Origin of the sequence: Microbacterium sp. SY138 (assembly GCF_039729145.1) — a bacterium.
Taxonomy (GTDB): Bacteria; Actinomycetota; Actinomycetes; order Actinomycetales; family Microbacteriaceae; genus Microbacterium; species Microbacterium maritypicum_A.
On sequence record NZ_CP155793.1, the window covers coordinates 1 to 15,602 of the forward strand.

Consider the following 15,602-nt stretch of genomic DNA (forward strand, 5'->3'; position numbering starts at 1 on the left):
ATGTCATCACCTGCCCAGCCCGACGTCCCCATCTGGACCACGGTGCAGGAGCTTCTGGTCGACGACGATCGGGTCACACCTCAGCTGCAGGGCTTCCTCAGTCTCGCCGTCCCGGCAGGGGTGATGTCAGCGACGCTGTATCTGGAAGTGCCGAACGATCTCACCGCGGCGCAGATCAACAAGCGCCTGCGCCTGCCGATCATGGAGGCCCTCTCGCACATCGGCGAAGAGGTCACGTCCTACCGCGTCGTCGTCAACCACGAGCTGGCAGAGCAGCAGACGGCGCCGATCGCGGTCGGCGACTTCGGGCGCCACGAGCAGGTGCGTGTCGAATCCCCCATGGAACAGCCGACCCAGCTGCGCCACGAATCGCGGCTGAATCCGAAGTACACCTTCGACAACTTCGTGATCGGACAGTCCAACCGCTTCGCGCACGCCGCGGCCGTCGCGGTCGCCGAAGCGCCGGCCAAGGCCTACAACCCCCTCTTCATCTATGGAGACTCCGGTCTCGGGAAGACCCACCTCCTTCACGCCATCGGCGACTACGCGCAATCCCTCTACGCAGGGGTCAAGGTCCGCTACGTCTCGAGCGAGGAGTTCACGAACGACTTCATCAACTCGATCGCGAACAACCGCGGCGCCGCGTTCCAGGCGCGCTACCGCGACGTCGACATCCTCCTGATCGACGACATCCAGTTCCTGCAGGGACGCGCCGAGACGCAGGAAGCCTTCTTCCACACCTTCAACACGCTGCACGATCACAACAAGCAGGTCGTGATCACCAGCGACGTGGCCCCGAAGCACCTGACCGGGTTCGAGGACCGTATGCGCAGCCGCTTCGAGTGGGGTCTGATCACCGATGTGCAGGCGCCCGACCTCGAGACGCGTATCGCGATCCTCCGGAAGAAGGCGCAGAGCGAGGCCCTCCATATTCCCGACGAGGTACTCGAGTACATCGCGACCGTGGTGTCATCGAACATCCGGGAACTGGAGGGCGCACTCATCCGGGTGTCGGCCTTCGCGAGCCTGAACCGCTCCGCTCTCGACATCTCCCTGGCGCAGACCGTGCTCCGCGACATCATCGACACGGCCGAGGACAACATCATCTCGCCGACCGACATCATCACGGCGACTGCACAGTACTTCAAGCTCACGGTCGACGACCTCTACGGCTCCAGCCGGTCGCAGCAGATCGCGACCGCCCGCCAGATCGCGATGTACCTGTGTCGCGAGCGGACCAGTCTCTCCCTGCCGAAGATCGGACAGCTGTTCGGCAACCGCGACCACACCACGGTCATGTACGCGTACAAGAAGATCAGCGAGCTCATGAAGGAGCGCCGCTCCATCTACAACCAGGTCACCGAGATCACCACGCAGCTCGGACGACGCTGACACGCCGCGTCTCCGAGAAAAGGGGAGGACAGCACCTGAACCGGTGCCGTCCTCCCCTTTTTTGTGAGCCCGACAGGGATTCTGATCGTCGGATAGATGCCTCTATGCACATGTGGATAACTTGTGGATGACCGTGGATTCGATCGGGACGAATGTGGGCTGATCACCCAAACCTGTGGATAACTCGGGGAGGGCCATCACCGACCGGAAAGCCCGGAACCCGCGGATTCCTCAGGGTTTCCACAACTGACAACTGTGTAGTTCCCTACTCGCCACTGCTATCCACCGAGTTATCCACAGTATCCACAGCTGTTAACACCGTTAAGGAGTTAAGTCATTCAAGGCGCGATCCGATCACCAGACGGTGGGGACAACCGGTCGACCGAATGACAGGAACCTCGGCGTAGGGATACGCCGGACTGTGGGGCTAGCATGGGAAGCCCTGCACCGGCAGGGCCGACGACAACGCGTCACAGTTCGACGACAAGGGAGCACCCGTGAGGTTTCAGGTCAACCGCGATGTCTTCAGCGAGGCTGTCTCGTTCGTCGTCAAGCTTCTGCCGCAGCGCAATCCTCAGCCGATCCTCGCCGGCGTCCTGATCGAAGCCGATGGTTCCGGTCTGACGCTCTCGGCATTCGACTACGAGGCTTCCGCCCGCACCACCATCGAGGCGACGGTCGAGACCCCGGGAACGCTCCTGGTGCATGGCCGGCTCCTCTCGGACATCGCCAGCCGACTTCCGAACGCTCCGATCGAGATCGCCATCGAGGAAGACGGGGGCATCGCGGTCACCTGCGGCTCCGCACGATTCACCCTCGCAGCCATGCCCGTCGAGGAATACCCCTCGATCCCCGAGGTGACCGGTTCGTCCGGTGTGGTCCCGGCCGACGACTTCGGCACGGCGATCGCCCAGGTCGGATTCGCCGCGTCGCGTGACGACGTGACTCCTGTGCTCACGGGTGTGCAGCTCGAGGTCTCGGGACACACGCTGAGCCTCGTCGCGACCGACCGTTACCGCGTCTCGCTGCGGGATGTGCCGTGGGACGGCGAGGCCGTCGAAGCCACCGCCCTGGTCCCTGCCCGCACTCTGCTCGAGGTCGGCAAGACCTTCGGACACGCCGGCACGATCCAGGTGGCGTTCTCCGGAGCGGGCGACCGAGAGATCATCGCCTTCACCGCGGGCAACAAGACCGTCACTTCTCTCCTGATCAAGGGCAACTTCCCGCCTGTACGCCGACTGTTCCCCGAGCAGACCGACCACTACGCGGTCGTGAACACCGCAGACCTCGTCGAGGCCGTTCGCCGAGTCTCACTCGTGCTCGATCGTGCTGCTCCCCTGCGTTTCACGTTCTCGAACGACAGTGTGACGATGGACGCCTCCGGCGGAGACCACGCACGGGCATCCGAGTCGGTCGACGCGATCCTCTCCGGTGGCGATGAGGTCACGCTGGGCCTGAACCCGCAGTACCTGATCGAGGCTCTCGGCGCCGTCAAGAGCGAGTTCGTGCGCGTCACGTTCACGTCGAGCGACAACGCCAACAAGCTGAGCCCCGTGCTCATCACGAGCCAGACCTCGGTCGACCAGGCGGGTCTCGACTCGTTCAAGTACCTGCTCCAGCCGAACCTCCTCCTGCGCTGATCTTCTCCGCTTCATCCATACCCGGAACGTTCCTCGGGGAATCCGGACTGTCAGACCCCGAAGGTAGGCTGACTCCGTGATTGTGGAGCACCTGAGTCTGGTCGATTTCCGCAATTACGCGACCGCTGAACTCACCCTCCACCGCGGACCCAACGTGCTTGTCGGGCGCAACGGTCAGGGAAAGACGAATCTGGCCGAAGCCGTGGTGTTCCTCGCCACGCTCGGTTCGCACCGGGTGTCATCTGATGCGCCGATGGTCCGCGATGGCCAGGAGTTCGCGGTGATCCGTGCCCGACTGTCGCACGGAGAGCGTCGCGTGCTCGCCGAGATCCAGGTGAACAGGCAGGGATCGAACAAGGCTCGCATCAACGGATCGCCGTCGAAGCCGAACGAACTCCCCCGCTACGCGCACGTCGTGCTGTTCGCTCCGGAAGACCTGCAGATCGTGAGGGGGGACCCCTCAGCTCGGCGCCGCTTCACGGATCAGCTCCTCATCCAGCGCACGCCGAGGCTCGCAGCTGTGCTCGCCGACTACGACCGCGTCCTGAAGCAGCGCAATGCGCTGCTGAAGTCGGCGCGTGCTCGCGGCGTTCGCGGCGAAGGTCTGAGCACTCTGGACGTCTGGGACGACAAGCTGGTCTCCCTCGGATCGGAGATCATCACCGCCCGTCAGCGCCTGGCGGCGGATCTGCAGCAGCCCGTGGCCGATGCCTACGAGGCGATCGCCGGTGCAGATCATCGTCCCCAGCTGGAATGGGCGCTCTCGGTGGGCGGCGGAGACCCCGAAGAGGGGGAAGAGGGAGCGGAAGGTGCCGAGACGGGGCCGTCCGCAGACAGACTCACCGATCCGATTCGTATCGCCGAGGTGTTCCGCGCATCCCTTGCGGCGAAGCGATCGAAAGAACTCGATCGCGGACTGACCCTCACCGGGCCGCACCGAGACGACCTGGTGCTGCGGGTCCGCGACCTCCCGGTCAAGGGATACGCCTCCCACGGGGAATCGTGGTCGGTGGCTCTCGCCCTGCGGCTCGCGTCGGCCGAGCTGCTCCGCAGCGAATCTCCCGCCGGCGATCCGGTGCTCATCCTCGACGACGTCTTCGCAGAACTCGACGCCGATCGGCGTCAGCGGTTGGCGGCCTTGACCGCCGGTTATGAGCAAGTGGTGGTCACGGCAGCGGTGGAGGAGGATATCCCCGAGGTGCTGCATGCCCACGTGGTACGGATCAGCGCCGGAACCATCAGCGACGAGCGGGAGGCGACGGATGACTGACGCGGCACGCCATCCGTCCGCTTCGAGCCCCTCGGCACCGACTCCGGACACTCCCCCTCCGGTGGCCGATGTTCCCGAGACGATCGGCACCTATCTGCGGCTGCGCGGGCTGCAGCCGAGTTCCAAGAGCTGGAAACGCAAGCGACGCATCGCGACCGACGACGACAACGCACCCTTCACGCCCGGGCGAGACCCCGGCGCGCTCGGTGCGGTGCTCGACAAGCTGAGTCGTGACTCCGGCTGGCAGATCACCCTCGCCCGAGAAGATCTCGTGCGCCAATGGGCTGATCTCGCAGGCGCAGACACCGCGAAGCACTCCGAACCCGTCTCCCTGGAGCGCGGCCTGCTCACCGTGAAGTGCGACTCGACCGCGTGGGCGAAGAACCTGCAGTTCATGCGGGCGACGATTCTCACCGAGATCGGCCGACGGTATCCCGATGCGGGCGTCGAGAACCTCCGCTTCATCGGACCGGACGTTCCCTCGTGGAAATGGGGTCCCAGAGCCGTTCCAGGACGGGGCCCGCGCGATACCTACGGGTAGGGCACCACGCGAGGGGGTCGAAAGGCTCAGAGGCCCACACACGGCCGTTGAGCGGCATTTCCCGATGAAACTCCGCTAGAATGGGAGTTCGTGATATCGATGTGGAGAATGCCCTCTGATGACGCCTGAATCCCCTGCTGACGAGACGGAATCGAACACCGGGGGAACCCCCGCAACCGAGGGCACCATCGCACCCAAGGCGAAGCAGCCGGGTGAGTACGGTGCGGATTCGATCCAGATCCTCGAAGGCCTCGAAGCCGTGCGCAAGCGCCCCGGCATGTACATCGGGTCCACCGGGCCTCGAGGACTCCACCACCTGGTCTACGAGATCGTCGACAACTCCGTCGATGAGGCACTGGCCGGTTACGCCGACACGATCTTCGTGACGATGCTCGCGGATGGCGGTGTGCGCGTCGTCGACAACGGTCGCGGCATCCCGGTCGACCCGCACTCGTCGGACCCCAACAAGTCGACGGTCGAGGTCGTGCTCACCATCCTGCACGCCGGTGGAAAGTTCGGCGGTGGTGCCTACGCCGTCTCCGGTGGTCTGCACGGTGTCGGCTCCTCCGTCGTGAACGCGCTGTCGACGCGCTTCGACGTCGAGGTCAAGCAGAAGGGCTTCGTCTGGCGGCACAGCTTCGCCGACGGCGGTATCCCCCAGCAGAAGCTCGAGAAGGGCGAAGCGACCGAAGAGACCGGAACGAGCATCACGTTCTGGCCGGACGCCTCGATCTTCACCGAGACGATCGAGTTCGAGTACGACACCCTCCGCACGCGGTTCCAGCAGATGGCATTCCTCAACAAGGGCCTTCGCATCGAGCTGCGCGACGAGCGGGAGTCCTCCGCCTACGAGGTGGAGGAAGACGGGGCCACCGTCACCAAGCAGCCCGGCGACGTGTTCTTCTACGAACGGGGTCTCGTCGACTACGTCGAGTACCTCAACAAGGTGCGTCACGCCGAAGTCGTCAACGACGAGATCATCGCGTTCGAATCGGAGGACACCGAGCGCAAGATCTCGCTCGAGGTCGCGATGCAGTGGACCACGTCGTACACCGAGAACGTCTTCACCTATGCGAACACGATCAACACCCACGAGGGTGGAACGCATGAGGAGGGCTTCCGCGCGGCGCTGACCACCCTGGTCAACAAGTACGCCCGCGCGAACAACCTGCTCAAGGAGAAGGACGACAACCTCTCCGGCGACGACGTGCGCGAGGGCCTGACGGCGGTCATCTCGATCAAGCTCGGCGAACCGCAGTTCGAGGGCCAGACGAAGACCAAGCTCGGCAACACCGAGGCGAAGGCTTTCGTTCAGAAGGTCGTCGGCGATCAGCTCGGGGACTGGTTCGAGCGCAACCCGAACCAGGCGAAGAACGTCATCCGCAAGGCGATCGACGCCGCGACCGCTCGCCTCGCCGCCCGCAAGGCGCGCGAGACCGCCCGCCGCAAGAGCGTCTTCGAGTCGGCCGCCATGCCGGACAAGCTCAAGGACTGCACGAGCAAGGACCCGTCCATCAGCGAGATCTTCCTGGTGGAGGGTGACTCGGCCGGTGGCTCCGCGGTGCAGGGTCGCGACCCGCACACGCAGGCGATCCTGGCGCTACGAGGGAAGATCCTCAACGTCGAGCGTGCGCGTCTCGACAAGGCCCTGGGCAACAAGGAAGTCCAGGCGATGATCCAGGCCTTCGGCACGGGCATCGGCGAAGAGTTCGACATCGAGAAGGCGCGCTATCACAAGATCGTGCTGATGGCCGATGCCGACGTCGATGGCCAGCACATCACGACGCTGCTGCTGACGCTGCTCTTCCGCTACATGCGCGGTCTGATCGAGGCCGGCTTCGTGTACCTCGCGATGCCGCCGCTGTACCGCCTGAAGTGGTCCAACTCCGCGCACGAGTACGTGTTCAGCGACGCCGAGCGCGATGCCCTGCTCAAGCACGGCATCGACAACGGCAAGCGGATCCCGAAGGACGCCGGCATCCAGCGGTACAAGGGTCTCGGTGAGATGAACCCGAAGGAGCTGTGGGAGACGACGATGGATCACACCACGCGCACCCTGCAGCAGATCACCATCGAGGACGCGGCCGCGGCCGACGAGATCTTCAGCGTGCTGATGGGCGAGGACGTCGAGTCCCGACGCAGCTTCATCCAGCGCAACGCCAAGGACGTCCGCTTCCTCGACATCTGATGCTCGCGGGCTCAGACCAGATGTGTGACAGAGAGATTGATTCATGACTGACGAAGAACGCACCGAGCCGGAACACGATCACGGCAAGATCGATCAGGTCGACCTGCAGTCGGAGATGCAGCGCAGCTACCTCGACTACGCGATGGCCGTCATCGTGGGGCGCGCGCTCCCCGACGTGCGCGACGGGCTCAAGCCCGTGCACCGCCGCGTGATCTACGGCATGTACGACGGCGGCTTCCGCCCCGACAAGTCGTTCTCGAAGTGCGCCCGTGTGGTGGGCGAGGTCATGGGCCAGTACCACCCGCACGGCGACTCGGCGATCTACGACGCCCTCGTGCGACTGGTGCAGCCGTGGTCGCTGCGGTATCCGCTGGCTCTCGGCCAGGGCAACTTCGGGTCCCCGGGCAACATGGGCGCGGCAGCCCCGCGATACACCGAGACCAAGATGGCCCCGCTCGCGCTCGAGATGGTGCGCGACATCGAAGAAGACACCGTCGACTTCACCGACAACTACGACGGCCAGACGCAGGAGCCGACGGTCCTCCCGGCCCGCTTCCCGAACCTGCTCGTCAACGGCTCGGTCGGTATCGCGGTCGGCATGGCCACGAACATCCCCCCGCACAACCTGCGCGAGGTGTCCGATGCGGCGCTCTGGGCACTCGACAACCCCGGCATCTCCCGTGAGGAGCTGCTCGAAGGTCTTATCCAGCGCGTTCCCGGTCCCGACTTCCCGACCGGTGCGCAGATCCTCGGCACCAAGGGCATCCACGAGGCGTACCGCACGGGTCGCGGCTCGATCACGATGCGCGCGGTCGTCAACGTCGAGGAGATCCAGGGCCGCACCTGCCTCGTCATCACCGAGCTGCCGTACCAGGTGAACCCCGACAACGTGGCGGTGAAGATCGGCGACCTCGCCCGTGACGGCAAGATCACCGGTATCGCCGACATCCGCGATGAGTCCTCGGACCGCACGGGTCAGCGTCTGGTCGTCGTGCTCAAGCGCGACGCGGTCGCGCGGGTCGTGCTGAACAACCTCTACAAGCACACGCAGCTGCAGGAGAACTTCGGCGCGAACATGCTCGCGATCGTCGACGGCGTGCCGCGCACCCTCGCGATCGACGGTTTCATCACGCACTGGATCTCCCACCAGATCGACGTGATCGTCCGCCGCACCGAGTTCCGTCTGCGCGAGGCCGAGAAGCGCATGCACATCCTGCGCGGATATCTGAAGGCGCTCGACGCCCTCGACGAGGTCATCGCGCTCATCCGCCGCTCGCAGACCACGGCGGATGCGAACGAGGGACTCCAGAAGCTCCTCGACATCGACGAGATCCAGGCCGACGCGATCCTGCAGATGCAGCTGCGCCGTCTTGCGGCTCTCGAGCGTCAGAAGATCATCGATCAGGCGAACGAGCTCGAAGCGCAGATCACCGATTACAAGGCGATCCTGGCCGACGAGGGTCGTCAGCGCACGATCATCCGCGAAGAACTGACGGGCATCGTCGACCGCTTCGGCGACGAGCGTCGCACGCACATCCTGCACGGCTTCGACGGTGATGTCTCGATGGAAGACCTCATCGCCGAAGAGGAGATGGTCGTCACCGTCACGCGCGAGGGGTACATCAAGCGCACGCGCAGCGACAACTACCGTTCTCAGCACCGTGGCGGCAAGGGCGTCAAGGGTGCGCAGCTGCGCGCGAACGACATCGTCGAGCACTTCTTCGTGACGACCACGCACCACTGGCTGCTGTTCTTCACCGACAAGGGGCGCGTCTACCGCGCGAAGACCTACGAGGTGCCCGAGGCCGGACGCGACGCGAAGGGCATGCACGTCGCGAACCTGCTCGCCCTGCAGCCGGACGAGAACATCGCCCAGGTGCTCGACATCCGCGACTACCAGGTGGCCGACTACCTGGTGCTGGCGACCCGTGAGGGCCTCGTCAAGAAGACGCGACTCGAGGCGTACGACACCAACCGCCAGGGCGGCGTCATCGCGATCCGTCTGAACGACGAGGACGAGCTCGTCAGCGCATTGCTCGTGAACGCCGAGGACGACATCCTCCTCATCAGCCGCCGCGGCATGTCGGTGCGCTTCGAGGCGACCGATGAGGCCCTGCGGCCGATGGGTCGGGCGACAGCCGGTGTCCGCGGCATGAAGTTCAAGATCGACGAGGACTGCCTGCTCTCGGCATCCGTCGCAGCGCCGGGCAAGTTCGTCTTCGTCGTGACCGACGGAGGCTACGCGAAGCGCACCGCGGTGGAGGAATATCGGGTGCAGGGACGCGGCGGAACAGGCATCAAGGTCGCCAAGCTCAACGACGATCGGGGCACTCTCGCGGGTGGTCTGATCGTCTCCGAGGACGACGAGGTCTTGGTGGTTCTCTCCAGCGGCAAGGTGGTACGCTCTGCCGTGGCCGAGGTCCCCGCCAAGGGTCGAGACACCATGGGAGTGGTGTTCGCCCGGACGACGGAGGCCGATCGCATCCTCGCCATCGCCCGTAACGGTGAGCGTGGCCTCGCCGAAGACGAGGCGGATGCGGAGGATGCCGAGACCCAGGCCCCCGAGACGACACCGACCCCCGAGGATACAGACGCATGAGCACAGTGGCCGACAAGCTGGCGAAGAAGTCGACCCGCAAGACGAGCGGCAAGCAGGTACGCCTCCGACTGGTCTACGTGGACTTCTGGTCGGCCGTGAAGCTCTCGTTCCTCGGAGCGGTGGCCCTCGCGGTCGTCACGATGGTCTCGTTCTTCCTCATCTTCCTGGTCTTCCAGGCGACGGGGATCATGACCACGGCGGAGAGCTTCCTGCTCGGCATCACCGACAACACGTTCGTGCTCTCCGAGGTCGTCGGACTTCCGCAGGTGATGGCGTTCGCGGCGGTTGTCGCGATCCTGAACCTCATCGTCTTCACGGTGCTCGGCGCCGTCGTCGCGGGAATCTACAACCTCGCAGTGAAGGTCACGGGCGGACTGCTCGTCGGCTTCATGTCGAACTGATCCTCGGAACGTTTCACGAAGGGCGGGTGCTTCGGCATCCGCCCTTCGCTGTTTCTCTTCGCGCTTTCTCTAGACGACGCCCGTCGTGCCGAGAAGCGTGCCGATGAGCCAGGTCGCCGCCAGGGCGAGCCCACCACCGATCACCAGTCGGACCGATGCTCGCACGGGCGCCGAACCTCCGATCTTCGCGGACAGTGTTCCCGTGACGGCCAGGGCGAGGAGGACGGCGACGAAGGTCACCGGAACCCGCCACTCCGGCGGCGGAAGGAGGATGGCGAGCAAGGGCAATAGCGCGCCGAGGGTGAAAGCGATCGCCGACGACATGGCCGCATGCCAGGGATTGACGAGGTCGTCCTGGTCGATGCCGAGTTCGACCTCCAGGTGCGCGGCGAGGGCATCGTGCGCGGTGAGCTCTTCGGCCACCTGTCGCGCCGTCTCGTCCGAGAGCCCCCTCTCGCGATAGAGCTGCGTGAGTTCATCGAGCTCCACAGCGGGCATCGTGCGCAGCTCCTCGCTCTCTTTCGCGATGAGGGCGCGTTCGCTGTCTCGCTGACTGCTCACCGAGACGTACTCCCCGAGGGCCATGGAGATCGCTCCGCCGACCAGGCCGGCGATACCCGCCGTGAGGAGCGCCGCGTTGTCGGTTGTGGCGCCGGCGACCCCGACCACGAGGGAGGCGACCGAGACGATGCCGTCGTTCGCTCCGAGAACTCCCGCACGCAGCCAGTTCAGTCGCTGACCGAGACCGGCACCGTGCGGTTCACCTTCATGCGCTGTCATGCCCCCAGTGAAGCAGACGGTGGCCGGAGAAGGAGGGAGTCCGCGACGGGCATTACGGAAAACCCGAAGTCGAGTGTCCGGTTGGCTCGGTATCGAGCCCATCCGGCCCGCCGTACCTTGGAACCATGACCACTCAGACTGCGACTCCGACTCCCGCAACGGCGGTGAAGCCGCCGTTGCGCATCTTCCTCACGATCCTGCATCTGGCAGGTGTCGGCATCCTCGGTGGTGCCATCTTCGGCATGCTCGGCGGGCTCCTCGGCACGGGCCTCGGACTTCTCTTCGCCGCCGGTATCGGGCTCATCATGCTGGTGGGACTGGTCTACGCGCTCTACGGTGTGGGCTGGTTCGAAGTCGCTCGTGTCGGTGCGCTGTACCGCACGCCGATCGCACCGCTGCGTCTGCAGCCGCGCGACCGTCCCGGCTTCGTCGGTTGGTTGCGAGCTCTCGGCCACCAGGCCATCGACGGGCGCATGTGGCGCGCGGTCGCGAACTTCGCCATCTCGGCGCTTCTCGGCTGGGTGGTGCTTCGCCTGTTCTGGGGTCTGGTGTGGTCGATCATCATCTCGTTCGCTCCCCTCACCGCGGCGGATTCGGTCATGGGACCGTTCGGTGGGGGAGGCATCCCCGTCGCATGGGCGCCGCTGATCGGCATCTTGGGAATTGCGGCCTGTGTCGTCGGGACGATCGGCTTGGCGCTGCTGCACCGCACGCTCTCGCTCGCGATCGTGATCCGCAGCAAGGAGACCGAGCTCACCGAGCGCGTGCGCACCTCGACCGCGCAGCGGGAGGGCGCCGTGCGCGCCGCCGACGTGGAGCGCACCCGCATCGAGCGCGACCTGCACGACGGTGTCCAGCCCCGACTCGTGTCGGTCGGCATGACGCTCGGCCTCGCGCAGCAGAAGATCGACAACGATCCCGAGGCCGCGAAGGAGCTCATCAACGAGGCGCACACCTCGACCAAGGCGGCCATCACCGAGCTGCGTCAGCTGGCTCGGGGCATCCACGCCTCGGTGCTCGATGACAGAGGCCTCGACGCTGCACTGTCGGCACTCGCTGGACGCTCGCACATCCCCGTGCACCTGGATGTGCGCATGGACGGGCGGTGCAGTCGCGAGGCCGAGGCTGCCGTGTACTTCTCGATCGCCGAGTCGCTGACCAACGCGGCGAAGCACTCGAGAGCCAGCGAAGCCCGCGTGATCGTGCGGCTTCGAGAGGGCAACACGCTCTGGGCACGCGTCGAGGACAACGGCATCGGCGGCGCTCAGGTGCAGCCCGGCGGCGGGCTCGACGGCATCGCGAATCGCATCCTGGCCGCAGGGGGAGCCTTCCGCCTCGACAGTCCCCAGGGCGGGCCGACGAGCCTGGAGGTGAACGTACCGTGCGCATCCTGATCTGCGAGGACTCGGTCCTCCTGCGCGAGGGCCTGGTCCGTCTGCTCGAAGACGCCGGCCATGAGGTGGTCGCCGCCCTCCCCGACATCGAGGGTCTCGACCAGGCCGTCGCCACCACGACCCCCGACCTGTGCATCCTGGACGTGCGTCTCCCCCCGACGTTCACCGATGAAGGCATCCGGGCCGCTCTCGGTCTGCGCTCGACGCATCCGTCTCTCGCGATCCTGGTGCTCTCGCAGTACGTCGAAGAGCGGTATGCGTCGGATCTGATCGCGGCGCAGGGTGGGCCCCTCGGCTACCTGCTCAAGGATCGGGTCGCCGACGTCTCCGAGTTCCTCGCCTCGGTGCAGCGGATCTCCGAGGGCGCCACCGTGCTCGACCCCGAGGTCGTCGCCCAGCTGCTGACCCGCCGCAACCGCGACGATCGAATGCTGCGGCTCACGGAACGCGAGCGCACCGTGCTCGCACTGATCGCCGAGGGCAAGTCGAACCAGGCGATCGCGGGGCTGCTGTTCCTCTCCGAGGCGAGTGTCGAGAAACACATCACCTCCATCTTCCAGAAGCTGGGCTTCGAGCAGGACGAGGCGGGAAACCGTCGTGTGCTCGCCGCCCTCGCGCACATCGAGAACACCGGCGGCCCGACGCCGCCGACCGGCCAGACAGGAGTGGCACGATGACCACCGACAACAACGGCACCCCGGGCGAGCACGCCCCACTCACCCCGCCGCCGCCCTCCCCGCCCCAAGGAACGGCCCCGCAGGCGGGTCCGTCCTCTCCTGCCGCGCCTTCTACAGGCGCGTCCACTCCTTCCGCGCCGACCAACGGGCGCACCCCAGGGGCGACCGCGGTCATGGTGGTGACCGCGGTGGTCGGGGGGATCGCGCTTCTCGGGGCCGGCGGCACGGCTGCTGCCGCGGCGGCCGGGACCATCGTGTCGTCGAGTCGTCCGGACTCCGTGCAGAGCGTGGACGTCGAGGGGCTGGACAGCATCGACCTCGCCGCCGATGCCAGCAGCATGCGGGTCGAGTTCGGCGACGTCGACGAGGCCACACTCGCCATCACGAACGGGCGCGGTACACCGTGGACGTTCGAGCGCGATGGCGACGAGCTGGTCGTCCGGAGTCCACAAGGAGTCTTCGGGTGGTGGCTCGGCGGCTGGTTCGGTGATGAGGAGATCGCCGTGCTCACGCTCCCGGAAAGTCTTCGCGACGCAGGACTCGACGCCGACCTGAACCTCGATGCGGGCAGCCTCGACGTGAACGGCGACTTCGGTGTGCTCGACGTCAGCGTCAACGCCGGAGCGCTCGACGTCGAAGGGGCCGCGAAGGAACTCGATGTGCAGATGAGCGCCGGCCGCGCCGACATCCTCCTCGACGGCGTCTCCCAGGCGGACCTCGGCGTCTCCGCCGGCGATCTCACGGTCGAGCTCACGGGTGCTCCCCCGACCCGGACGGCGATCGACGTGAGCGCCGGCACCCTCGATCTGACCGTTCCCGACGTGGAGTACGCGATCTCTCAGGAGATCAGCGCGGGCACGCTGAATGCCGAGGTCGACGAGGCTTCGAGCGCGCGGAGGACGATCGAGGTCTCGCTGTCGGCCGGCACCGCGACCATCCGACCGGGCCGCTGAACACGCTCGAGGGGGAGGACACTCCCGGGTGCTCCCCCTCGATTCGGATTTTCCGTATTTCTCCGGTAAAGTCTTGGAGGTTGACGGGGCTATAGCTCAGGCGGTTAGAGCGCTTCACTGATAATGAAGAGGTCCCAGGTTCAAGTCCTGGTAGCCCCACTCCTTAACTCAAGAAAATCCCTCACGGGGCCTTAGCTCAGTTGGTAGAGCGCCTGCTTTGCAAGCAGGATGTCAGGAGTTCGAATCTCCTAGGCTCCACAGGATCGAGAAGCCCCCGGCCCCCGGCCGGGGGCTTCTTCTGTTGAGGCGGGTGTCGACCCATCGCGTCTGCCTGGTTGTGCATCTCCGCCCACGGGGGGACGCGAATCGTCCCGGTGGACGACGCGAGGGAGTGAATACTTCACGTAGCGTGTTACCCATGTAGAGCTTGCCTCGTGCTGAGCTGCTTCAGATCAATGTCGCCCCCGCACATGGCAGGGCCGGCTCCAGCTCGCAAGACTCAGGAGACACATGGACATCCTCGAATGGGTGAGGACGACCGCATCAGCCCTTCCCGACCCTCTGGTCTGGGCCCTCGGCGGATTGTTCGCCTTCCTCGAGAACGGCTTGGGCCTCGGCTTCTTCCTGCCCGGTGAGACGATCGTCGTCTTCCTTTCCGCTTCGCTCTCCGACGTCTGGGCGGTGGTGGTGATGTTCCTCGTGGTCGTCGTCGCGGGAAGCGCGGGAGACCACGTCGGCTATCTCCTCGGGCGACACTTCGGCGTCGGCATGCGTGATCTCAGACTGGTCAAGCGACTCGGGATCGATCGATGGGATCGGGCCGTCGAGATCCTCCACCTGCGCGGTGCGATCGCCGTCTTCCTCACACGACTCGTCCCTGTCGTTCGCACGTTGACCCCGGCTGCTGCGGGCGTTGCGAAGGTGAGGTACCCGTCGTTCCTGCTCGCCTCGCTCGCCGGAGCAGCGACCTGGGCTGCGATCTACGTCAGCGTGGGGTTCCTGTTGAGGGCATCCCTCGACGCCGTCACCAAGGCGTTGGGACCGATCAGCAACGTGCTGCTCCTCGTCGTGGTCGCCGGTGGCGTCGTCTTCTTCGCGGTGCGATTCATCCGCACCCGGTCGCTCGCACGCGCCGTCGATGCGACCGATGATGCTGCGCCCATCCAGCCCACCGTCGTCGACCGTCTCTTCCGTGAAGACGAATGGCGCACGTGGCCCAACCTCATCACCGGGATCCGCCTGCTCCTGCTGCCGGTGTTCCTCTGGCTGATCACCGCCAGGATGCTGTGGGCCGCGCTGGTCGTCATCGGCCTGGTCTTCCTGACGGATTGGCTCGACGGTTGGCTCGCGCGGCGGACGAACAGCGTCTCCGCCCTCGGCACCTGGCTCGATCCGGTCGCCGACCGGATCACGGTGGTCGTCACGGCCGTCGCCTTCACGCTCGGGCATCTCATCCCGTGGGAGACGCTCGTGCTGCTGCTCATCCCCGACGTCCTGCTCGGATCGGCCGCCCTGCTCTTCTTCCGAGGAAACCCGGCAGTCCCGGTCACGATGGTCGGGAAGGTCCGGACGGCTCTGATCTTCGTCGGACTCCTCGGCGTCCTCCTCGGCAGTGCGCTGAGTGAGTCGGGTCTGGTGTCGCTGAGCTGGATCGTCGGGATGTCATTCCTGCTGTTCCTGATCGGGATCGTCGGTCACTACATCGCGGCGTCCCAGTACGCCCGTGCCATGATCACGCAGAAACTGAGTGTGCGCGAAGGCTGAGGC

General features: G+C 65.7%; 12 protein-coding genes and 2 tRNA genes. 13 read left to right on the forward strand and 1 reads right to left on the reverse strand.

The features are described 5' to 3' along the window. The 7 genes from dnaA (at window position 1) to ABDC25_RS00035 (ending at window position 10,031) form a co-directional block, all read left to right on the forward strand. Complete coding sequence (dnaA, locus tag ABDC25_RS00005) at window positions 1-1,392, forward strand: chromosomal replication initiator protein DnaA (protein WP_017829913.1); 1,392 nt, start codon at window positions 1-3, stop codon at window positions 1,390-1,392. A 497-nt stretch (window positions 1,393-1,889) separates the two neighbouring features. After that, entirely contained in the window at window positions 1,890-3,032 is a 1,143-nt protein-coding gene (dnaN, locus tag ABDC25_RS00010; protein ID WP_347124170.1) for a DNA polymerase III subunit beta, read from the forward strand. Between the two features lie 76 nt (window positions 3,033-3,108). After that, on the forward strand, window positions 3,109-4,302 hold the full coding sequence (gene recF, locus ABDC25_RS00015) for a DNA replication/repair protein RecF (RefSeq protein ID WP_031208177.1): 1,194 nt from the start codon (window positions 3,109-3,111) through the stop codon (window positions 4,300-4,302). Further along, window positions 4,295-4,843: a DciA family protein gene (locus tag ABDC25_RS00020; RefSeq protein WP_200861077.1), complete on the forward strand. Its 549-nt coding sequence runs from the start codon at window positions 4,295-4,297 to the stop codon at window positions 4,841-4,843. Before recF ends, ABDC25_RS00020 begins: the two co-directional genes overlap by 8 nt. Window positions 4,844-4,961: 118 nt before the next feature. Beyond that, the gene (gene gyrB, locus ABDC25_RS00025; protein ID WP_021201381.1) at window positions 4,962-7,031 is read left to right on the forward strand and encodes a DNA topoisomerase (ATP-hydrolyzing) subunit B; all 2,070 of its coding nucleotides are present in this window, start codon (window positions 4,962-4,964) and stop codon (window positions 7,029-7,031) included. Window positions 7,032-7,074: 43 nt separating this feature from the next. Next, on the forward strand, window positions 7,075-9,630 hold the full coding sequence (gyrA, locus tag ABDC25_RS00030) for a DNA gyrase subunit A (protein WP_347124173.1): 2,556 nt from the start codon (window positions 7,075-7,077) through the stop codon (window positions 9,628-9,630). Beyond that, window positions 9,627-10,031, forward strand: a complete 405-nt coding sequence (locus ABDC25_RS00035; RefSeq protein WP_017829919.1) for a DUF3566 domain-containing protein — start codon at window positions 9,627-9,629, stop codon at window positions 10,029-10,031. The genes gyrA and ABDC25_RS00035 overlap by 4 nt, the downstream gene beginning before the upstream one ends. Window positions 10,032-10,100: 69 nt before the next feature. Here ABDC25_RS00035 and ABDC25_RS00040 read toward each other — a convergent pair whose 3' ends face one another. Beyond that, a complete protein-coding gene (locus ABDC25_RS00040; protein ID WP_136024359.1) occupies window positions 10,101-10,811 on the reverse strand; it encodes a VIT family protein in 711 nt (236 codons plus the stop codon). 125 nt (window positions 10,812-10,936) lie between these two features. Here ABDC25_RS00040 and ABDC25_RS00045 point away from each other — a divergent pair, with 125 nt between their 5' ends. From ABDC25_RS00045 to ABDC25_RS00070, 6 genes are all read left to right on the forward strand, one after another. Next, window positions 10,937-12,205, forward strand: coding sequence for a histidine kinase (locus ABDC25_RS00045; RefSeq protein ID WP_347124176.1), 1,269 nt, complete (start codon window positions 10,937-10,939; stop codon window positions 12,203-12,205). Next, window positions 12,193-12,882, forward strand: a complete 690-nt coding sequence (locus ABDC25_RS00050; RefSeq protein WP_029259469.1) for a response regulator transcription factor — start codon at window positions 12,193-12,195, stop codon at window positions 12,880-12,882. Before ABDC25_RS00045 ends, ABDC25_RS00050 begins: the two co-directional genes overlap by 13 nt. Further along, window positions 12,879-13,835: a hypothetical protein gene (locus ABDC25_RS00055; RefSeq protein ID WP_347124178.1), complete on the forward strand. Its 957-nt coding sequence runs from the start codon at window positions 12,879-12,881 to the stop codon at window positions 13,833-13,835. Before ABDC25_RS00050 ends, ABDC25_RS00055 begins: the two co-directional genes overlap by 4 nt. Before the next feature lie 85 nt (window positions 13,836-13,920). After that, window positions 13,921-13,994, forward strand: a tRNA-Ile gene (locus tag ABDC25_RS00060). 26 nt (window positions 13,995-14,020) lie between these two features. Next, window positions 14,021-14,093: transfer RNA gene (locus ABDC25_RS00065), tRNA-Ala, on the forward strand. A 252-nt stretch (window positions 14,094-14,345) separates the two neighbouring features. Further along, complete coding sequence (locus ABDC25_RS00070) at window positions 14,346-15,599, forward strand: CDP-alcohol phosphatidyltransferase family protein (protein WP_347124180.1); 1,254 nt, start codon at window positions 14,346-14,348, stop codon at window positions 15,597-15,599. Window positions 15,600-15,602 lie beyond the last annotated feature (3 nt).

Coding starts and splice junctions, on each gene's coding strand:
- ABDC25_RS00055 (WP_347124178.1), top strand. CDS start 12,879: ATGACCACCGACAACAACGGCACCCCGGGCGAGCACGCCCCACTCACC.
- gyrA (WP_347124173.1), top strand. CDS start 7,075: ATGACTGACGAAGAACGCACCGAGCCGGAACACGATCACGGCAAGATC.
- gyrB (WP_021201381.1), top strand. CDS start 4,962: ATGACGCCTGAATCCCCTGCTGACGAGACGGAATCGAACACCGGGGGA.
- ABDC25_RS00035 (WP_017829919.1), top strand. CDS start 9,627: ATGAGCACAGTGGCCGACAAGCTGGCGAAGAAGTCGACCCGCAAGACG.
- dnaA (WP_017829913.1), top strand. CDS start 1: ATGTCATCACCTGCCCAGCCCGACGTCCCCATCTGGACCACGGTGCAG.
- ABDC25_RS00020 (WP_200861077.1), top strand. CDS start 4,295: ATGACTGACGCGGCACGCCATCCGTCCGCTTCGAGCCCCTCGGCACCG.
- ABDC25_RS00070 (WP_347124180.1), top strand. CDS start 14,346: ATGGACATCCTCGAATGGGTGAGGACGACCGCATCAGCCCTTCCCGAC.
- ABDC25_RS00040 (WP_136024359.1), bottom strand. CDS start 10,811: ATGACAGCGCATGAAGGTGAACCGCACGGTGCCGGTCTCGGTCAGCGA.
- ABDC25_RS00045 (WP_347124176.1), top strand. CDS start 10,937: ATGACCACTCAGACTGCGACTCCGACTCCCGCAACGGCGGTGAAGCCG.